At 70.6% G+C, this 18,572-nt stretch carries 18 protein-coding genes and 1 pseudogene; 7 read left to right on the top strand and 12 right to left on the bottom strand.

What is annotated here, in order from left to right:
- Positions 1-93: 93 nt before the first annotated feature.
- Positions 94-879, bottom strand: a complete 786-nt coding sequence (locus ACFU6I_RS22600) for an ABC transporter permease (RefSeq protein ID WP_384369575.1) — start codon at positions 877-879, stop codon at positions 94-96.
- Positions 876-1,874, bottom strand: a complete 999-nt coding sequence (locus ACFU6I_RS22595) for an ATP-binding cassette domain-containing protein (RefSeq protein WP_384369572.1) — start codon at positions 1,872-1,874, stop codon at positions 876-878. The genes ACFU6I_RS22600 and ACFU6I_RS22595 overlap by 4 nt, the downstream gene beginning before the upstream one ends.
- A gap of 246 nt (positions 1,875-2,120) precedes the next feature.
- Between ACFU6I_RS22595 and ACFU6I_RS22590 the strand changes: the two are divergent.
- A pseudogene (locus ACFU6I_RS22590) lies at positions 2,121-2,300 on the top strand (hypothetical protein); the annotation flags it as partial.
- Between the two features lie 49 nt (positions 2,301-2,349).
- Here the strand turns inward: ACFU6I_RS22590 and ACFU6I_RS22585 are convergent.
- Positions 2,350-2,922 carry a helix-turn-helix domain-containing protein gene (locus ACFU6I_RS22585; RefSeq protein ID WP_384369724.1) on the bottom strand — a complete coding sequence of 191 codons (573 nt, stop codon included), beginning with the start codon at positions 2,920-2,922 and terminating at the stop codon, positions 2,350-2,352.
- 179 nt (positions 2,923-3,101) lie between these two features.
- Here ACFU6I_RS22585 and ACFU6I_RS22580 point away from each other — a divergent pair, with 179 nt between their 5' ends.
- Positions 3,102-4,091 carry an alpha/beta fold hydrolase gene (locus ACFU6I_RS22580; RefSeq protein ID WP_384369569.1) on the top strand — a complete coding sequence of 330 codons (990 nt, stop codon included), beginning with the start codon at positions 3,102-3,104 and terminating at the stop codon, positions 4,089-4,091.
- 230 nt (positions 4,092-4,321) lie between these two features.
- Here the strand turns inward: ACFU6I_RS22580 and ACFU6I_RS22575 are convergent, their stop codons facing one another.
- Together ACFU6I_RS22575 and ACFU6I_RS22570 are read right to left on the bottom strand one after the other, a co-directional pair.
- A complete protein-coding gene (locus tag ACFU6I_RS22575) occupies positions 4,322-4,921 on the bottom strand; it encodes a cysteine hydrolase (RefSeq protein ID WP_384369566.1) in 600 nt (199 codons plus the stop codon).
- Between the two features lie 99 nt (positions 4,922-5,020).
- On the bottom strand, positions 5,021-6,265 hold the full coding sequence (locus ACFU6I_RS22570) for an MFS transporter (protein ID WP_384369563.1): 1,245 nt from the start codon (positions 6,263-6,265) through the stop codon (positions 5,021-5,023).
- Positions 6,266-6,404: 139 nt separating this feature from the next.
- On the opposite strand from ACFU6I_RS22570, the gene ACFU6I_RS22565 reads away from it, so the two are divergent.
- The 3 genes from ACFU6I_RS22565 (at position 6,405) to ACFU6I_RS22555 (ending at position 9,351) form a co-directional block, all read left to right on the top strand.
- Entirely contained in the window at positions 6,405-7,340 is a 936-nt protein-coding gene (locus tag ACFU6I_RS22565) for a LysR family transcriptional regulator (protein WP_384369560.1), read from the top strand.
- A gap of 368 nt (positions 7,341-7,708) precedes the next feature.
- Positions 7,709-8,473, top strand: a complete 765-nt coding sequence (locus tag ACFU6I_RS22560; RefSeq protein WP_384369557.1) for an MBL fold metallo-hydrolase — start codon at positions 7,709-7,711, stop codon at positions 8,471-8,473.
- A 341-nt stretch (positions 8,474-8,814) separates the two neighbouring features.
- Positions 8,815-9,351, top strand: a complete 537-nt coding sequence (locus tag ACFU6I_RS22555; RefSeq protein WP_384369554.1) for a hypothetical protein — start codon at positions 8,815-8,817, stop codon at positions 9,349-9,351.
- Between the two features lie 504 nt (positions 9,352-9,855).
- On the opposite strand, the gene ACFU6I_RS22550 is transcribed toward ACFU6I_RS22555, so the two are convergent.
- From ACFU6I_RS22550 to ACFU6I_RS22525, 6 genes are all read right to left on the bottom strand, one after another.
- Positions 9,856-10,458, bottom strand: a complete 603-nt coding sequence (locus tag ACFU6I_RS22550) for a GPP34 family phosphoprotein (protein ID WP_384369552.1) — start codon at positions 10,456-10,458, stop codon at positions 9,856-9,858.
- Positions 10,455-11,894: a dihydrolipoyl dehydrogenase family protein gene (locus ACFU6I_RS22545; RefSeq protein WP_384369549.1), complete on the bottom strand. Its 1,440-nt coding sequence runs from the start codon at positions 11,892-11,894 to the stop codon at positions 10,455-10,457. Before ACFU6I_RS22545 ends, ACFU6I_RS22550 begins: the two co-directional genes overlap by 4 nt.
- A 126-nt stretch (positions 11,895-12,020) precedes the next feature.
- Positions 12,021-12,467, bottom strand: a complete 447-nt coding sequence (locus tag ACFU6I_RS22540; protein ID WP_345520062.1) for a VOC family protein — start codon at positions 12,465-12,467, stop codon at positions 12,021-12,023.
- 756 nt (positions 12,468-13,223) lie between these two features.
- Positions 13,224-13,652, bottom strand: coding sequence for an organic hydroperoxide resistance protein (locus ACFU6I_RS22535; protein ID WP_384369546.1), 429 nt, complete (start codon positions 13,650-13,652; stop codon positions 13,224-13,226).
- A gap of 651 nt (positions 13,653-14,303) precedes the next feature.
- Positions 14,304-15,233 carry an alpha/beta fold hydrolase gene (locus ACFU6I_RS22530; protein WP_384369721.1) on the bottom strand — a complete coding sequence of 310 codons (930 nt, stop codon included), beginning with the start codon at positions 15,231-15,233 and terminating at the stop codon, positions 14,304-14,306.
- A gap of 116 nt (positions 15,234-15,349) precedes the next feature.
- A complete protein-coding gene (locus ACFU6I_RS22525) occupies positions 15,350-16,312 on the bottom strand; it encodes an RNA polymerase sigma factor (RefSeq protein ID WP_384369543.1) in 963 nt (320 codons plus the stop codon).
- 121 nt (positions 16,313-16,433) lie between these two features.
- Here ACFU6I_RS22525 and ACFU6I_RS22520 point away from each other — a divergent pair, with 121 nt between their 5' ends.
- A complete protein-coding gene (locus ACFU6I_RS22520) occupies positions 16,434-16,607 on the top strand; it encodes a hypothetical protein (protein ID WP_384369540.1) in 174 nt (57 codons plus the stop codon).
- Between the two features lie 370 nt (positions 16,608-16,977).
- On the opposite strand, the gene ACFU6I_RS22515 is transcribed toward ACFU6I_RS22520, so the two are convergent.
- Positions 16,978-17,448, bottom strand: a complete 471-nt coding sequence (locus ACFU6I_RS22515) for an SsgA family sporulation/cell division regulator (protein ID WP_384369537.1) — start codon at positions 17,446-17,448, stop codon at positions 16,978-16,980.
- Between the two features lie 320 nt (positions 17,449-17,768).
- Between ACFU6I_RS22515 and ACFU6I_RS22510 the strand changes: the two genes are divergently transcribed.
- Positions 17,769-18,572: alpha/beta hydrolase (locus ACFU6I_RS22510; protein WP_384369535.1), on the top strand; the 804-nt coding region annotated here is incomplete at its 3' end.

Raw genomic sequence — 18,572 nt, 5'->3', positions numbered from 1 at the left:
GCGCGCGAACGACGGGAGTCACGGCACCGTCCCCGGGCCTGTCCGCCCTCGGTCGCGTACGTCCGCGTTGATGAACCGCTCCGAGGCGCGGGTTCACAGGCCGGCGCGGGCGAAGCGCCGTACCGAAAGCGGGACGAAGACCACCAGGAGCACCGCGGCCCACAGGAGGGTCGCGGTCAGCGGGTGGGTGAGCGGCCAGGAGCCGTCCGCGGCAGGCACCCCGGGGTTGCCGAAGAGCTTCCGGCACGCGGCGACCGCGGCGCTGATCGGGTTCCACTCGCAGATGACCCGCAGCCAGGCCGGCATGCCGTCCGTGGGCACGAACGCGTTGGACAGCATGCTGAGGGGCAGCGTGAGGGGCGACAGCGAGTCGGCCGTCTGCTCCGACGGCAGCAGCAGCCCCAGGTACGTTCCGACCCAGGACATGGTGTAGCGGAAGAGGAGCAGGACACCGACCGCGGCCACGGCGCGGCCGAGGCCGTCGTGCACGCGCCAGCCGATGGCCAGCCCGCAGGCCAGCAGGATGACCAGTCCGAAAAGTCCCGTGACGGCGTCCGCGCCCGTCTGGCCGACAGGCACCGCCATGCGGGAGGTGGGCATCGAGCGCAGTCGGTCGGTCACCCCGCGGCTCTGGTCGGCGGCGACGTCCACCATCGCCGAGGACAGCGCGAACATGCTGGTCATCACGAACAGGCCGGGCATGAGGTACTCGCGGTAGTTCCCGCCGCCCGGTACCTGGATGGCGCTGCCGAAGACATAGCCGAAGAGGACGACCATGACCGCGGGCATCACCAGCATCGCGACGAGGGTGCCGGGCTGATGCCGCAGTTGGAGGAGCTTGCGCTCGATCAGGGTGAGACTGTCCGCCAGGACGATCACGCTGCCGCCTCCTGCTTCTTGCGCTGCTCGGGCTGTTCGTCGTTCCGCTTCTCCGCGGGCTCCTGCGCGGGGCGGCCGGTGAGAGTGAGGAAGACGTCGTCGAGGCTGGGCCTGCGGACTCCGACGTCCTGAATGGCCACCCCCGCCGCGTCGAGTTCGCGCACGATCTGCGGCACCGACGGTGCCTTGCCGTGCACGCCCGTGACGATGCGCAGGTCCTCGGCCCGCGGCTGTCCTCCGGTCATCCGCTCGAGGATGGCCATGGCCTCCGCGAGGTCGTCCTCGCTGCCCACCTCGACATCGATGTGACTGCCGATCCGGGTCTTGAGCTGTGCCGGGGTGCCATCGGCGATCACCTGCCCGCGGTCGATCACGGCCACGGCCGAGGCGAGTTGGTCGGCCTCCTCGAGGTACTGCGTGGTGAGCAGCACGGTCGTGCCGGCCGCGACCAGCTCGCGCACGACGGCCCAGATCTCCAGGCGGCTGCGCGGGTCGAGTCCGGTGGTGGGCTCGTCCAGGAACAGGATGGACGGCGCGCGCAGCAAACTGGCGGTCAGGTCGATGCGCCGCCGCATGCCGCCGGAGTAGGTGCTGACCTGCCGGTCGGCGGCCTCGGTGAGCTCGAACCGCTCCAGCAGCTCGTCGGCGCGCCGCCGGGCGCCGCGCCGGCCCAGGCGGGCCAGTTTGCCGAAGACCCGCAGGTTCTCGCGGCCCGTCAGCTTCTCGTCCATGGCCGCGTGCTGCCCGGCCAGTCCGATGGCTTCGCGGACCTTGCCGGGGTGTTCTCTCACGTCGAAGCCGGCGACGGTGGCCCGCCCGGCCGTGGGGCGGGTCAGTGTGCTGAGAATCCGGACGGCGGTGCTCTTGCCCGCGCCGTTCGGTCCGAGCAGCCCGTAGACGGTGCCGTGCGGCACGGCCAGGTCCAGGCCGGCCAGTGCTTCGAAGTCACCGAAGCGTTTCCGCAGGCCCTGGGTCGACACGATGGGTGAGTCCACGTCTCCTCCACGTCGCAATAAAGTGAGTACGTTGTACGCGGTATTACCGTACGTAAGCGAGTACGTTGTACGCAACTGGTTCAGCGAGGAATGTTGCTCTCTACGCCCTTCGACGCTGTCGACGCCGACCGCCCGGGGAGGGACGGCCGCGTCCGAGCGGTGCGCGTATGCGCAGGGCGGGTGGCAGTCCGGCTCTTCTCAGGCTGCGGACCCGGCTTCGTGCGGCAGCTGCCGATCGGGGTTGCATACATGGACGCCGTGGTGAACCAGCTGCGGGCGGACGGCTTCGACGCCCGTGACGAGGACGTGACCCGCCCGTCGTCGTTCGTGCGCCACCACGTCAACATGCTCGGCCGGTACTCCTTCCTGCTGCCCGAGATGCCCGGCGGCCTGCGCCCGCTGCGCGACGCGGTTGCCGAGGTGTGAAGCCGCAGGCACCGTCACGGGGGAGTGGTCCCGGACGCTGTGCTCCGCGCTACCGGGCCCCGTGGTCGGGGGCTGGGGTGCGCGGTCGTAGGCGCTCTCCCTGCGGCCCGAACATGATCAGGTATTCGACCGGTCCGCCAGGTCCGGCGTTCGCGACTCCATGGGCGGTGCGGGTGTCGAACTCGACCACCTCCCCGGCGCTCAGGACGAGGTCCTGCTTGCCGAGCGCCAGCCACAGCCGCCCATACAGGACGCACAGCCATTCGTACCCGTCGTGGGAGACCTGCCGCGGCCGCGTCTGTGGCGTGTCGACGGCGGGCAGGACGTGCTTGTGGGCGTGCAGGCCGCCCACGTACCGGGTCAGCGGCAGCACCGTCTTGTCGTCGCCGGGACGCTGCGGCATCGGGGTGCGCGGTCCGGCCGCGGCGACGGGTGCGGTGCCGGCCAGCTCGTCCAAGGAGATGTCGTACGCCTTCGCGAGCTGCAGCAGCACCTCCAGGGTCGGCTTGCGCCGGCCGGTCTCGATCCGCGACAGCGTGCTCAGCGAGATGCCGGTCGCGCGGCTGACGCCGGTGAGTGTGGCGCCGCGCCGCTCGCGCGTGGTCCGCAGCCGAGGGCCCATGGCCGCCAGCGTGTCGGCTGTGCCGTCGTCCGTCACCGTCGCCCCGCTCCCTCCGGCCGTGCGGTCTCCACCGCCCTGTCCTGCCAGTTTGCCAGGATGGCAAGGGTGCTCGCGCCGGGCGGCCGCAGCGCCGCATGATCGGTGGGTAACCGCGGCCACCCGTGAACCGAGGAGAAGCGATGCACCATCCCGCGCCGTCCGCCGACCTGCGCCACCGCACCATCGAGGCACCCGCCGGGCGCCTGCACCTGGTCGAGCAGGGCACCGGACCGCTGGTCCTGCTCGTCCACGGCTTCCCCGAGTCCTGGTACTCCTGGCGCCGCCAGCTCCCGGCCCTCGCGGCGGCGGGGTACCGGGCCGCGGCGCTCGACGTGCGCGGCTACGGCCGCTCCTCCAAGCCGGCCGCGACGGACGCCTACCGGATGCTCGACCTGGTGGAGGACAACGTCGCTCTGGTGCGCGCCCTGGGCGAGGAGAGGGCGGTGGTCGTCGGGCACGACTGGGGCTCCAACATCGCGGCGGCCTCCGCCCTGCTCCACCCCGAGGTCTTCCGCGCCGTCGGACTGCTGAGCGTCCCCTACGCGCCGCCCGGCGGCCCCCGCCCCACCGACGTCTTCGCGCAGATGGGCGGCGACCAGGAGTTCTACGTCTCGTACTTCCAGGAGCCCGGCCGGGCCGAAGCGGAGATGGAGCCCGACCTCCGGGGCTGGCTCGCGGGCTTCTACGCGGCCATGTCCGCCGACACCATGCCCGCCCAGGGCGAGCCCGACCCGCACTTTGTGGCCCGCACCGGCGGCCGGCTGCGCGACCGCTTCCCCGGCGGCAAGCTGCCCGCCTGGCTGACCGAGGACGACCTCGACGTGTACGCCGGGGAGTTCGAGCGCACCGGCATGACCGGGGCCCTCAACCGCTACCGCAACATGGACCGTGACTGGGAGGACCTCGCCCAGTACGGCGGCGCCCCGATCAAGCAGCCGTCCCTGTTCATCGGCGGCGCCCTGGACGCCTCCACGACCTGGATGGCCGACGCGATCGACGCCTACCCGGCCACCCTCCCCGGCCTGGCCTCCACCCACATCCTGGAAGGCTGCGGGCACTGGATCCAACAGGAGCGTCCCGAGGAGGTCAACCGCCTGCTGACCGCCTGGCTCGCCTCCCTCCAGGGCTGAATCGTCGGGTGTGCCGGCCAGGCTCCGTCGCAGGAGAACCCCGGCCGGCACACCCGAGGGCAGCGCCCGAACCTCACGCCCGCTCAGCGCCGCGCGTCCCCCGGCACGAGCACGGTCCTTCCCCGAGGACCGGTCACTGTGTGAACGTACGGGCCGACGCGGTGGTTCACGGCGGGAGCGCACCGGTGGCCCTGCGCCGAGCCCGGGGCGGGATCGGCTCGTGGTCCGGGTCAGCCGGCCCGGAGCAGGGCGTGCAACTCGACGGTGTCGATGATGTGGGCCCGTGAGGGGAAGACTCGGTGGAGCAGGACGTCGTGGACTTCGGTGTCCGGGTCGGCGACGCCGTCGGACAGGACGTAGAGCTGGTAGTCGCGGTCGGCCGCGTCGATGACGGTGGACAGGACGACGCCGCCGGTGCTGACGCCGGAGACGACCAGAGTGGTGATGCCGCGCTCGCGCAGCTGCTGGTCGAGGTCGGTGGTGGACATTCCGCCGTAGCGGATCTTGCGCACGATGATGTCGCCGTCCTGGGGAGCCAGGCGCTCGTGGAGCGCGGTGGCAGGGTCCTCGTGGTGCATGACACGGTGTCGGGCCAGCGGGGCGAAGGACTTGTTGACCGCCGGGATGGCGTCCCAGTCGGCCTCGGTGAAGCCGACGCGTACGTAGGCGATGGTGCCGCCGTTTGCGCGAACGTCGGCGATGGCCCCTTCCACGCGACCGAGCAGAGCTTCGCAGTCCCCGCTTTCGGGCAGAAGCGCCAGGATCGCGGGCTGGTAGTCCAAGACGAGAAGCGCGGTGCGCGCGGGATCGAGTGCGGGGGCAGTGCTCACGCGAGTGTTCTCCTTGCTGGTGGTGTGCACCTGGTCGACGCGGAGGCGCATCGGCGGACCGGCTGCGGCCTGCGGGCTGCAGCGGTGAGTCGCGGTGCGTCATGAGTGGCTGCGGGCCGGTCCCGGCTCGTGCTGCAACGTCTGGTCGTGTCGGGGGAGCAGGAGCGGGGTGGTCAGGATGAGCAGTCCCGCGACCGTGAGAGCGGTGCGTGGGCTGGTGATGTCGGCGAGCAGCCCGGCGAGTGCGGTGAGGATGGCGATGGACGCCTGCTGGCCGATCGACCAGGCCGTCAGGGTGCGGGCGACGAGATGCTTGGGGGTGTTTTCGAGCCGGTAGGTGGCGAGCACCGGGGTGTACAGGCTCATGTTGATGATGATCGCCAGCTCGACAGCCATCACGGTGACGAGGCCGACGACACCGGGGCCGACGAAGGCCAGGCCGATCAGCCAGATGGCGCGCAGGGTGCCGACGGTCCGGAAGACCCTGTGCCGGCCGTAGCGGGCCACGACACGGCGGGCCAGCCGGGAGCCGATGAGTCCGCCGACGCAGGGGGCCGCGAAGGCGAGCCCGTACTGCCAGGGCGGGAACCCGAGCTGGCGAAGGAGAAGCACGGCCAGCAGCGGCTCGGTTGCCATGATCAGACCGGCGACGAGCATGTTGTTGAGGTAGAGCGCCCGCAGAACGGGATGGCCCATGATGTGTTGCCAGCCGTCGAACAACGTGCGTGCCCGGACCGGGCTCTTGTCGGTCGTCCGTGGCGCTTCTTCTCGGCCGTGGATCGCGGTGATGCCCAGCGCGGAGAGCAGGTAGCTGAGCGCGTCGGCCACCACGACGGTGACCGGCCCGAACAGGCCGGTCACCGCCCCACCCAGCGGTGGCGCCACCGCGATGGAGCTCCAGTTCGTTGACTCGAACCGCGCGTTGGCCACGAGCAGGTCATCCGGCTGGACGAGGGCCTTGAGGTAGGCGCCGCCGACCGCGTTGAAGGCGATCTTGGCTGCGGCGACCACAGCGGAGACCACGAGCAAGTGGACGAAACTGAGCCAACCGAAGGCGTAGGCGACCGGGATCGTCGCCATGACCGCAAACCGGGTCAGGTCCATCGCGATCATGACCGGGCGTTTGCGCCGGAACTCCACCCACGGCGCGAGTGGCACCGCGATCAGCGCGCCCACCGCGGGCCCCACCGCGGACAGCACGGACACCTCGGCGGGCCCGGCATGCAACACCAGCACGGCGATCAGCGGGAATGCCCCGAACCCCAGCCCGGACCCATAGGCGCTGACAGCATATGCCGCCCACAGCCAGCCGAACTGCCGGCCCAACCGTCTCCTTCCCACCATGCTCAGCGCGCCCCCTCAATGCTCCACCCGTACAAACTGACGTTGACCGGTGAGAGCTAAGCGAGCAGCACAACAACAGGTCAAACAACTGCCATGCCGGCTGCTCACAACCATCCGTTGTTCTCTAAGGTGAATCGCCGTGGACCTCGAAGCAGTACGTACCTTCGTCGCCGCCGCCGACGCGGGGCAGTTCCAGGAGGCCGCCGCGGAGCTGGCGGTCACCCAGCAGGCTGTCTCCAAGCGCATCGCCGCGCTGGAGCGCAAGCTCGGCGTGCGGCTGTTCACCCGCACCCCGCGCGGCGCCGCGCTCACCATCGACGGGCAGGCGTTCCTGCCCCACGCGCGCGAGCTGCTGCGCGTCGCCGAACGCGCGGTCGCGTCCGTGCGCACCGGCCGCCGTCCACTGCGCGTCGACGTGATCAACTCGCGCGGAGCGGCGTCGGGACTGATGCGCGGATTCCACCGTGCACACCCCGAGATCGACCTCGACGTGGTGATGCTCTTCGACATCGAGACAGCCGTCGCCGCCATCCGCTCCGGCACGATCGACGCAACCTTCCGCGCCGTCGCCGCGCCCGGCCGGCCCCTCCCCGAGGACATCGAGTCCGTACGGGTGCTCGACGAGCCGCTCCAGCTCCTCACCGGCCCCGACCACGCGCTGGCGGGCGCCCGGTCGGTGTCCCTCGCGCAGCTCGCCGGGCACCGGATCTGGATGCCGGGCATCGTCCCCGGCACCGAGTGGACCGCCTACTACGACGACCTCGTCGCCGAGTTCGGCCTCACCATCGAGGCGACCGGCCCCAACTTCGGCTCCGACGCGCTCCTCGACACCGTCGCCGACACCCCGGCCCTGGCCACCTTCATGGGCGGGCACACCCGCCTCATCTGGCCCGCGGGCCACGGCCTGCGCCGTATCCCGGTGACCGACCCGACGCCCGTCTACCCGCACTCCCTCCTCTGGCACCGCGACAACCCCCACCCGGCACTGGCCACCCTCCGCGCCCACATCGCCGCCACAGCGACCGGCCACGACACCACCGGGACCTGGACGCCGGACTGGGGCTTTCCCCGCTGAACTCCTCCGCGTCCGCGGTCACCGTGGCCGGACCGCCGGACGGTGGCTCGGAGGAAGACGTGGCCATCGGCACACTCCGCCGCCCACGCCGGGGGATGGAGGGTGCGATCCGCCGGTGACACCTGCCGGCCCCCGACGTGCGGGCCGCAAAGGTGCACCGCAGTGGCCGGGTGCGACACGAGGACCAGATCCGACCCTCACACGTATCAAACCTCCTCACACACATGACACCATGTGGTGATGCCACCGGGTACCCGGTGTGCAGCGTCATGAGCGCGGTGCCGGCCACCCCCCCCGGGGGCGGGCCGACGAGCCGCAGCGGCAGGGCCCTGAGCATCCGGCCGCGCGACGAGAGGATCGGATCGACCATGCCGAAGGCTCTGCGGAACGAAGACATCGTCCAGGTCCGGAGCGATGTCTACTCGGTGTCCGGCAGCAACACCAACTGGGTGATCGTCAAGGAAGGCGACAGCTGCACCCTCATCGACACCGGCTACCCCGGTGATCGCGACGCCGTGCCGGCCTCGCTGGAAGCAGTCGGGCTGAACCCGCGTTCCGTGACCGCAGTCCTGGTCACCCACGCGCACAACGACCACATCGGCGCGGCCGAACACCTGCGCGTCGTGTACGGGGTACCCGTCCTGATGCATCAGGACGAGGTGCCGCACGCCCGTCGCGACTTCCTCGATCAGGTGTCCGTCACTCAAGTCCTCGCACAGGGATGGCGGCCCGGTGTGCTCCCCTGGGCCGTCCACGCCCTGCGCGCCGGGGGCACCACCCACGTGCCGGTCTCGGAGCCGCAGCCCTTCCCCGTGGCCGGGGCGCTCGACCTGCCCGGCGGCCCCGTTCCCGTGCACACACCGGGGCACACCAACGGTCACTGCGCCTACCACCTGCCGGGGAGCGGCATCCTCGTCACCGGCGACGCCCTGGTGACCGCACATCCCACGTCGCGGATCAACGGGCCGCAACTGCTGCCCGCCATGTTCCACACCGACCGTTCCCGGGCACTCGACTCCCTGGCCCTGATCGAGAACGTGGACGCGGACATACTGCTTCCCGGCCATGGGCCCGTGCACCATGGTTCAGCCGAGAAAGCCGCTCTGGCGGCCCGCGAACATGCGGTCAGGTGACGGACCCCGGCCACCTGACGCGCACCGAGGCACCCTGCCGCGATCCCGGACCGTGTGGGCCCACGGCCGCAACACACATCGGTCCACAAAGGGTCTCCGCGGGCGGTTCGACGACACACCTGCCGGGCACTCTGTACGGAGTGGGACTGATGCCGGGTGGCTGCCACGTGCCCTGGGCAGTCGAAGAAATACCGGCGCCAACTATATGCGCGAGTACATCGGCGCCTATCGTGAAGGGTGAACATGCCCGGCGTATCGCCTGGCACCGACACTTATCCGCACGGGGACCTCGGCGTGGGTACCATGCGCAACATCATTCATAGCGAGGGAGTGAAACGGTTGTGACCAGCCAGTCAGCCCCCACGTTCCGATCGCGGTTGGTTGAACAAGCCGCGTCGGATCTGGAGGAGAACCACCGCCGTCAGCAGGAGCTGACGGAGAGGATCATGGTCTTGAAGCAGGAGGAGGCCCTCCTGACAGACATTCTGAAGCTCGCCGAGCGGTACGAGGGCTTTGCCGATCCGTCGCGTCTGCCTGAGCAGTTGCAGAACGAGCCCGCCGTCGGAAAGGCGAAGCGAGCACCTGCCGCAGCCGCTGCGCGACGCTCGGCCGGGACCAGCCGTGGGGCGGGTGAAGCAGCGGTCGGCGCGAAGGGGAAGTCGCGCCAGCCGCTGCTCGGTGACCTGCTGATGGCCCTGCTCGGCAAGCACGACGGACCTCGCCTGGCGAAGGAACTGCGGGACGAGCTTCTGGAGAAGCACCCGGATCGGAACCCGACTCCGCAGGTGGTACGGAACACCCTCGAATCGCTGGTCGCCAAGGGCCGCATCCAGCGTCACAAGCAGCAGCGTTCCGTCATGTACACCCTCGTGGAGTAGGACACGACCGACTGACATGTTCGTGTGTCCCGCGCGCGGTGACTCATGGGGCCGGACGCATGTGTGCGCTCCGTGTGATGTTTTTCCCGCCGCGGGGCTCCGGGCATGACCGGCGGGTCCTCCTGCAGGACGGTATCCGCCAGCCGTCGCACCTGATCGACCTCGTCGAAGGCCGGGTCGAGCACGAGTCCGTCGCCGCTGAGGTCGTGGAAAGCCCTGACCTTCGCCCGCACGGCCTCCGCTCCCCCCACGCACCTCGGCGGCTCCCGCCCGCGCACCGTCCGGTCCGGTCGGCGGGAGGTGACATGGACGTCGGCTCGGCCCGGCCTGCCCTGAGCGACAAGGCCCTCGCGCGCGGACGAAGGCCGGCTCTGCCAAGCGGGCCGATGTGCCCCCGGCCCGCTTGGCGCGCGGCCCGACCTCTCACGACGGGGCCGTAGGGCGGGAATCGTCCCCGAGCACGCACAGGTGTCACGTCGCCCCAGGCGTTGCGCCGAGAGGTCCCTAATCGCGCCACATGTTGTCGAACGCGTTGCTCTCGACGTCCCGGCGCAGCCGTGCGGCCTCCAGCTCCGTCACCGCGTTCCCGACCGCGGCCAGTACCGCGTTCGCCGCGTCCCCGTCGACGCTTCGACAGTCGTCCACCTGGGTGTCCCCGCTCCGCAGGACGGCCGTCAGAGCGGCGAGAACGGGCTCGCCCGATGCCTGTCGCTCCTCTGCGCGGCGGCGCTCCGGCGAGTCGGCCGGAGCGGTCCGCGTGAACCGTGACCGAAGCCCGATACCCCGCGGAGGGACGACGAGTCCGGCCCGTTCCAGGTCCTCGGCGTAGGCCGCGGCGAGTCGGGCGCCGCGGCGCCACAGCCAGTCCCCGACGGTCTCGTACGATTCCCGGCGGACGAGCGAGGCGAGCGCCTGGTCCAGCAGGCGGTCGCCCGTCGTCACCCCCGGTCCGGGCACCATACGGTCGCCGTCGAGGGTCAACGCCCCGCTCTCCAGCAGGTCGATCGCCTCGGCCCCCGCCAGGACCAGGGAGAGGTCGCCCTGTTCCACGGACCGGTCCGGCGGCAGACCCAGGGTGACGAGCGCCAGATCGCGTGCGGTGGTCATGAGTCCCTCCTGGTCTCCAGCAGGCGCAGCCACACCTCGCTGATCGTGGGGAAGGCGGGTACGGCGTGCCAGAGGCGGTCGACGGGCACCTCTGCGGTGATGGCGATGGTGGCCGAGTACAGCAGTTCACCGACGCCCGGCCCGGCGAAGGTGGCGCCGACCACGACCTGACGGTCGCGATCGATGAGAATACGGGCCCTGCCCCGGTAGTCGGGGCGGTACTGGAGGGCTCCGGCGAGGTGGCCGATCTCGTGGTCGACGACCTCCACGGCGCGACCGGTGAGCTCGGCCTCGCGGACGGTCAGGCCGACGGAGGCGACCTCGGGGTCGGTGAAGACGACGCCCGGGACCGCCTCGGTGTCGGCCGTCCCGCTGTGCGGTGCCCAGCGGCCGGTGTCCAACTGCTCACCCCGGGCCCGGGCACCGATCACGGCACCCGCGATGCGGGCCTGGTACTTGCCCTGGTGGGTGAAGAGTGCCCGGTGGTTGACGTCTCCGACGGCGTACAGCCAGTTCCCGGGGACGGCGGTGACCGTCAGGCTGTCGTCGGTGGCGAGCCAGTCGCCCGGGACCAGTCCCACGGTGTCGAGCCCGATGTCCTCCGATCGCGGGGCGCGGCCGGTGGCGAACAGGATCTCGTCGGCGGTCAGTTCACAACCGTCCGTCAGGGTGATCCGGACCTCCCCGTCCTGCGTCCGCTCCGCTGCGGCTACCGAGACGTTGAACCGGACGTCCGCGCCGGCTTCCCTCAGCCGCTCGGTGACCAGCTCCCCGGCGAAGGGTTCCATGCGGGGCAGCAGTCCGTCCTCACGGGCGAGCAGGGTGACCCGGCTGCCCAGTGCCTGCCAGGCGGTGGCCATCTCGACGCCCACCACACCTGCGCCGGCAATCGCCAGGCGTCCGGGCGGCTTCCGGGCGCTGGTCGCGTCCCGGCTGGTCCAGGGTCTGAGGCTCTCGATCCCGGGCAGCGGGGGCAGAGCCGCGCGACTGCCGGTGCACACGGCGACGGCGTGCCGGGCACGCAACCGGACGGTGCCGCCGTCCGGGGTCTCCACCGACACCTCGCGCTTGCCCGCCAGGCGTCCGTGACCGCGCAGGAGGTCGATGCCGACTGACTTGATCCACTCGGCCTGGCCGTCGTCCTTCCAGTCGGCGGACATGCGATCGCGATGCGCGAGGACGGCGTCGATGTCCAACGGTTCCTTGACGGCTGGGTGGATGCCGGGAACGTGTACGGCGTCGGCGCGGAGCAGCACCGGGCGCAGCAATGCCTTGCTGGGCTCGCAGGCCCAGTACGAGCACTCGCCGCCGGCCAGTTCGCTTTCCACGATGACGGTGCTCAGGCCCGCGGCGGTGGTGCGGTCTGCGACGTTCTCACCTACCGGCCCTGCGCCGATCACGATGACGTCGTAGGTGCGGGTGTTCTCGGTCGACATGTGTCCTCCGGTGGATGGACGGGGCCGGGTGGATGGGTCCGGCTGGATGGGGCCGGGGGGATGCTCTGACGCGGGGGATGGCGGCCCCGGCGCGGCGGGAGTGGTCAGCCGCGCCGGGACCGGGTCTCAGCGGCCGGGGGCGCGCTGGGTGACCTCCTGGAGGAACCACTCGTTGCCGTCGGGGTCCGCGAAGGCGGCGAAGGTGCCGTAGCTGGCACGTTCGGGGTGTAGACCGGGAACCCGGTGGGAGTCACCGGCGTGGTGGAAGGCGCCGGTCTCGTCGCGGAACGGGCCGGAGACCTGCACACCGCGGGACTCCAGTTCCTTCTGGGCCTCGACGATGTCGGTGACGGTCAGTTGGAGGCCGTGGAGGGTGCCCGCCTCCTGCTGGGTGAGGCCCTTGCCGAAGATGACCGAGCACTCGGAGCCGGGCGGGGTGACCTGCACGATCCGGTACCCCTCGTCGATCGGGAAGTCGGCGTCGAGACGCCAGCCGAGCTGTTCCGCGTAGAAGCGCTTGGCGCGGTCCACGTCGGACACCGGCAGAACGACGACTTCGAGCTTCATGTCCATTGCTGTCATCTCGCTTTCGATGGTTCGGATATTCGGTAAGGGGTGAGTTCGGTGGGCGGTGCCATCGAGGACTCATGTGCGGTGCGAGGACTCATTTGGCGTGCGTGGGACTCGGGACCACACCGGCCGACGGGCACGACCTCTGCAAGCCTGCCGGTGAGCGGTGGATCGAGACTTTCGCCCCCGAGACACCGGCGGCGCCGGTGCATCCCAACGCCGCGGGTGAGAGCGCAATGGCCACCGCCGTCGAGGGCGCCCTCGCAACTCACGGCCGGCACCACTGAGTTCGCGTCGTAGCGCGGTCGCCCGACCGGGCGGCGGCTCGGGTCCTCTGCCCGCCCGTCCCACCGGGGCGCTGCCGGCTTGCGGGTTCCCGGGGCGGGTCCGGCACGATTTCGTGCCGGGCACGCCCCGGCCCGTGGCCCCACGGAGTTCTGTGCCTCACAGGAAACTGAGCGGCGCTGGACCGTATCCCATGAGTGTCACGCTCTGCGCCCAGCTCCACACCTGTGTGCCGGTGGGCCGGGCAGGCTCTTCGGAGCCTGCCGCGCTCCTGGACGGCGGCTCGCCGGGGAGGGTGGTGACACCGACGGGAGCGGGCCGGGGAAGCCTGGCGCGCCCTACGTGTGTGTGGGTCGTGGTGGCCATGTCCGGTCCTCGCTCTTCGGCAGCCGGTGTGGGTGTGTGGGAGAGGGGAAGCGGGTCCCGTGCCGGGGGGAAGGGGGCACGGGACCCGCGGTCGGAGGGAGGAACGGGTCAGGCGGCGGCGCTGGCGTTGATGGTGACGGGAACGTTGTCGCGCGTGGCCTTGGAGTACGGGCAGATCTGGTGGGCGGCGTGTGCGAGCTCCTCGGCCGTGGCCTGGTCCACACCGCCGATGACGGGGGTGAGGACCGCGGAGAGGGAGAACTCGCCGTCGTCGCCGTGGGTGAGAGTGATCTCGGCCGTGATGGTGGTGCTGGTCAGCCGGACCTTGCGCAGGCTGGCGGCGCGACGCAGGGCACCGAGGAAACAGGCGGCCCAGCCGGCGGCCAGAAGCTGCTCGGGGTTGGTCGCGGTGCCGGAGCCGCCGAGTTCCTTGGGGAGAGCGAGGCTGGTGTCCAGCAGGCCGTCGGAGGAACGGACGTGACCACCGTTCCGGCCCTCTCCGTCGACGTCGACAACGGCGGTGTAGGTGACTGCCATGACTGGTGCTCCGCATCTGGGTCTGGAGGTCTTGGGTCATTCCCTGACCAGGACAGTTTCTCGTCACTGGCTGAGGAGGTGACGTAATCATGGCAGGATTCCGCGTCACCCGTCAAGCCGGTGACTGATGTCTGCTCGCGACCATCTCCGACACGTGTCGCGCGCGCTCCGTGGCACACGCGCCTGCGTGCCGCACACGCCCCCGCGCTCCTTCTGCGACATGCCCGAGCCCTGCCGCCGGCAGCGAGTCACAGGTGCCTCACCGCCCGGAGAATGTCGCGCGGGAGACGACCGAGCGGGCAGAGAGGCAGTTCTGACCCGGAACACACACCGTTGCCATCGGTCGGCAAACCGGTCAAGCTCCACGCAGCCCGACTCGTCGACGCACAAAGGTCGACGCGGCCGTGGCGGGCGAGGGGCTTGGCCGACTGCTTTTCGTCAGCTGCCTCGACCAACTCGGCGACGAGCTTCATGGCGCGTGTGCAGCGGACCCGGTCGTCGAACCCGGCCAACAGCAACTCGACCGGGAACACACGGTAGGAATCTGGTCGTGGGCAGCGCCGTCGGCCAGGTCTGGGAACTGCTGCCGGACGGAGAACAGTCGCAGCAGGCGGCAGACCCGGCCGATCGAGACGATGGCAACCTCTTCGGTCAGCTCATGCTTGCGGTCTCCAGGACGAAGCCGCGGACCGAGGCCGCGAACAGCTCGGGTTCCTCCACATGTCCCATGTGACCGCTGTTCTCCAGCACCAGCAGCCGCGACTGCGGGATCAGCTCGTCGAGTTCGAGACCCCAGCGCATTCCGCAGATCACGTCGTGCCGGCCCACGACGACCAGTGCCGGTACCGCCAGCTCCTTGAGCGCGGCGCGGTCGTCGATGGCGTCGGGAGCGAGATTTTCGTCCAGACCCGAGATGTACGTGGCCCGCACAGCCTCCCGGAACGGGGCCAGCCGCTCCTCGTCCGCCCAGTAGTCGGCGAAGTACGACGGCAGCACACCCCGGGCGACCGCTGCGGTCTGTTCATCGGTGGACATGCTGCCCATCGCACCGAACGCGGCCATCACACCGGGCAGCCCGGGGTGGCCGGCGTGTTTCGCGGCGAATGCCTCCACCATCCGAGCCGCCTCCGCGCCGTGCTCGGGGCCGGTGACAGGGGCGCCCTCGTACAGAACGACTCCTGCCAGCCGCCCAGGGCGGTATCGGGCGTGGTAGGCGGCCACGAACGCGCCGTGCGAGTGCCCCAGCAGGTGCACCTTCGGCACCCCGAGCCGGTTGATCAGAATCTCCAGGAAGCTGCTGTAGCGCTCCCGCGTGTATCCGTGCGGGTGCGAGGGCAGGCGGTTGTCCGTCGTGGTGCCTATGGGCTCGACGTAGACCATGGTGAGGTGCTCTTCGAGGGCGGGCATGCGCATGTACTCCCAGAAGATTCCGGGACCGCCGGAGTGGGCCACGCACACCGGACCGCTGCCGTGGACGTGGTAGCGCTGTACCAGCCCGCCCAGCCGGTACGTGTGGGTGCCGGGGGAGAGGGGGGCGGTGTCGGGCGCCGAGGCGGGGTTGTGCGCGGGTGACGAGACCATCGAGTCCTCCGTGATGTGCTGGTTTTCCATGACACCGGCACGACGCCCGGGAGGCCGACAAGTTCGGTCGCCGCGATGTGATCTGGCGCACAGCGGCTGAGGGAGGAGCGTTCGGCTCAGGCCGCAGGCGATACGGGCTCCATCGGGCGGGCAGCGTGGAAGAGGGAGACCCGGTCGATGCGACCGCCGTCCAGCGTCATGATCCAGGCGACCCCCGGGGGACAGTGCTCCGGATCGTCAGCCGGGCTGATCAGTTGCATCTCCCACACGACCAGGGACCGGCCCGCCACGATGTGGACGGGCCGCTGGCGAACGCCCGCTGAGAGGTCGCAGTCCATGCCCGCGAGCAGGACCCCGGCACCGCCGAGCCGTTCACCGCCGGTCAGCAGCGACACATCGGGGGAGTAGCGGTCCTTGACCACCTTGCCGAACTCGCCGCGCTCGGCGGCCGCGAGTGTTTCCCGTGCCTCGTGCCAACTGGCCTCCGTACGGCGCGTCACGTCCTCGTGCGCCGTGGCCGCCGTGGCGGTCACCGCCCGGGCCAACGCGGCGCGGGCCTGGCTGAGCCGACTGCGCACGGTGCCGACGGGCACGGAGCAGGCTTCGGCGATCTGCTGGTACGAGGTGATTCCGGTGGAGAAGTACCGCAGGACGACCGGCAGCCGCAGGGCAGGTGACAGCGTCTCGATGGCCTCCCAGATCCAGTCCCGCAGCGCATGGCTCTGCAGCACCTGCTCGGGAGTGACGCCGTCCGGCGGCAACGGCACCTCCTCCATGGGCTCGACCCGCCGGGAGGCGCGCAGCAGGGTCCGGCAGTTGTTGCGCACCACCATCCGCAGCCACGGCCCCACGGCCTGCGGATCACGGACGTCCATGATCCGCCGCAGCGCCACCAGCGCCGCTTCCTGCATGACGTCGTCCACGTCCGGGCCCGGTCCCAGCAGGCTGAGCGCCACGGCTCGCATCCCGGGCCGGTGCCGCTCCAGGAGCAGGGCCAGGGCCGATACGTCGCCCGCCTGCGCGGCCCGGGTCAATGCCGCGTCCTCTCCCTGCCCGGTGGTCACCGGCACACCGCTCATACCTAGCTCCTCCAGCCGCGACACCTGTCTTTCCCGAGCCTAACCCTCGACGAGTATCAGGTGTCGGTCTGAACGAGGGTTTGACCGGCCGCAGGTCCGCCGTACCAGAGGGTGTGTGGTGGTGTCACAGGCAGCCCCGGGCTCCATCGTCGTGCGCACCCTCGGCGCGTTGATCGACATCCGTGCCCACAGGACCGCCGCACCGCCGGTCGGTCTGCTGACTGCCCTGGAGGCGACGAGGGCGGCGGACTGCGAAGTCCTCACTTCGTCCGCCGGAGGTTCACCGACGGAGTGAGAAGTTCGGAAGCATTGCGCGTCAGCAACGACGTCCCTGACCCGACGAGACTCGGGACACCCCGTGCGATGGCGCGCGCCGAAGCGTACGTCCGTGAAGAGCCGGCCGCCGCGGGCCGGCAGGTGGGCAGCCGTTCGACGTGCGCCGGCAGATCGACTCCACCGGCCGGCGGCCGACCGTCGAGGAAGTTGCTCTCCACATGCGGACAACACACCTTGACTGTGGCAGGATGTGTGCGGAAGGCAGTGACACATGTGTCGGTACACGCTGCTTCGGGGACCCCATGTCCGTACCGCCTCCTTCGACACGGGGGCCGCGGCACCGGCCGGGCGTCACCTGCCGCCGGAGGGAGGCGGGACGTGACGCGCGATCAGTCGGACTGCGCTTCGCGAGCGGGGAGGAGATCCGCGGTGGCGACGTCCCAGTCGACCCCGGCGAGCTCACGACCCGCGGGAACGAGCTCGTAGGTGTACTCCAGCCACTGCGCCAGCGGTGCCACGGGCAACTCGAACAGAGCCGCCATGTCACCGGAGGTCAGCTGAAGCCAAGCGGTCGCACGCTCCTCCAGGTTCGACGGCCACATCTGAACGTCGCCGAGGCCGCTCATCGAGTACAGCCCCTGCTGGAGGAGGTCCCGTCCGATACGCCACAGGACGCGCGGGCCGCCTTCTATGAGGAACTCCGCGGACACGGCCAACGGAGACTCAGGGGTGAACCGGAATGCCGCCCTGATCGACTGACGGGCGGAGACGTACAGAACGCGTTCGATGTCCAGGACCAGTTCTGGCCCGCCGTGCGGCGCCGTTCGCGAGGCCTGGACACCTGGTTGGTTGCCGCTCATGACGGGTGGATCCTTCCCTGGGGCGGAGGCTGGCCTGATCCACTTTGGCTGCCGGGGAAGCGTCGTACATAGGTAGGTTGACCGTCTTGCATCACCGGATCGACGGTGATCTCCGTGACGGGCCGTCGATATGTGAATGGTTGTCCGCCTTGCGGTGCCTGGAATTCCAACTGCCTTCGCGCGGGGCCCGAGCCCGCGTGCCGCCGCCGGGCGTCGGCATTAAGTCATTCGACTGTCGCCCCTGGCCGATGCCTGGACGATCCTGGAGCAGTCGCTCGTGTGCCGGTGCCGGGTGATCGTCGTGCTCGGAGGAACCAGCCGTGAACCGTACTCCCGTCGTCTTCATCCATGGTGCGTGGCTGCACGCGCTGTCCTGGGAGTCATGGGCGGAACGCTTCGCCAGCCGGGGGTTCCTCGCCTTCACCCCCGGCTGGCCCGGGGAGGCCAACGCCGCTCACGAGATGCGCAGGTCGCCCGGTCCGCTCGGCGGCCTCGGTCTGGCCGCGCTGACGGACCACTACGCCGGGATCGTGCGGTCGTTCGACATCTCGCCGGTGATCGTCGGCCACTCCGTCGGCGGGCTCATCGCACAGCACCTCATCGGCGCGAATGTGGGCCGGGCCGCCGTGGCCATCGCGCCCGCCCCGATCAACGCGGTCCCCCTGCCCCGATCGCCGCTCCCCTTGTGGACGCCCGGCGGTGCCGACGGCGCCGACGCGCTGGTGTCCCTGTCGTCGGAGCAGTTCCACCACGTCTTCGCGAACACCCTCGCGCCGGAGGAGTCCGACCGGCTCCACGAGCGCTACGCGGTGCCGGCGCCGCTCCGCCTGCTCGGCGATCTCGGATGCGCGGGTGCGGTGCGCAGCCCGCTCGCCATGGCGGACATCGGCAACACGGACCGTGGACCGCTCCTGTTGATCTCGGGGCAGGAGGACCGGCTGGTGCCCGACTCCGTCAGCCGCGCGGTCTACAAGGAGTACGGCGACTCGACGGCCGTGACCGACCTGAAGCAGTTCGCGGACCGCGGACACTCCCTGGTCATCGACAGCGGTTGGCGCTTCGTCGCCGACTACGTGCTCGGCTGGCTCGACGAACGCGGCGTCCGAGCCCTCCCGGAGGAGGGC

The organism is Streptomyces sp. NPDC057486 (assembly GCF_042802415.1).
GTDB lineage: Bacteria > Actinomycetota > Actinomycetes > Streptomycetales > Streptomycetaceae > Streptomyces > Streptomyces yanii.
Note: the sequence above shows the minus strand (reverse complement) of the source record. Positions and strands in the feature narration are given on the sequence as shown.

Excerpts from the sequence above, each read along its gene's own strand:
- ACFU6I_RS22525 (WP_384369543.1), bottom strand. The coding sequence starts at position 16,312 with ATGAGCGGTGTGCCGGTGACCACCGGGCAGGGAGAGGACGCGGCATTG.
- ACFU6I_RS22560 (WP_384369557.1), top strand. The coding sequence starts at position 7,709 with ATGCCGAAGGCTCTGCGGAACGAAGACATCGTCCAGGTCCGGAGCGAT.
- ACFU6I_RS22550 (WP_384369552.1), bottom strand. The coding sequence starts at position 10,458 with ATGACCACCGCACGCGATCTGGCGCTCGTCACCCTGGGTCTGCCGCCG.
- ACFU6I_RS22535 (WP_384369546.1), bottom strand. The coding sequence starts at position 13,652 with ATGGCAGTCACCTACACCGCCGTTGTCGACGTCGACGGAGAGGGCCGG.
- ACFU6I_RS22530 (WP_384369721.1), bottom strand. The coding sequence starts at position 15,233 with ATGGTCTCGTCACCCGCGCACAACCCCGCCTCGGCGCCCGACACCGCC.
- ACFU6I_RS22570 (WP_384369563.1), bottom strand. The coding sequence starts at position 6,265 with ATGGTGGGAAGGAGACGGTTGGGCCGGCAGTTCGGCTGGCTGTGGGCG.
- ACFU6I_RS22585 (WP_384369724.1), bottom strand. The coding sequence starts at position 2,922 with ATGGGCCCTCGGCTGCGGACCACGCGCGAGCGGCGCGGCGCCACACTC.
- ACFU6I_RS22545 (WP_384369549.1), bottom strand. The coding sequence starts at position 11,894 with ATGTCGACCGAGAACACCCGCACCTACGACGTCATCGTGATCGGCGCA.
- ACFU6I_RS22515 (WP_384369537.1), bottom strand. The coding sequence starts at position 17,448 with ATGAGCGGCAACCAACCAGGTGTCCAGGCCTCGCGAACGGCGCCGCAC.
- ACFU6I_RS22540 (WP_345520062.1), bottom strand. The coding sequence starts at position 12,467 with ATGGACATGAAGCTCGAAGTCGTCGTTCTGCCGGTGTCCGACGTGGAC.
- ACFU6I_RS22580 (WP_384369569.1), top strand. The coding sequence starts at position 3,102 with ATGCACCATCCCGCGCCGTCCGCCGACCTGCGCCACCGCACCATCGAG.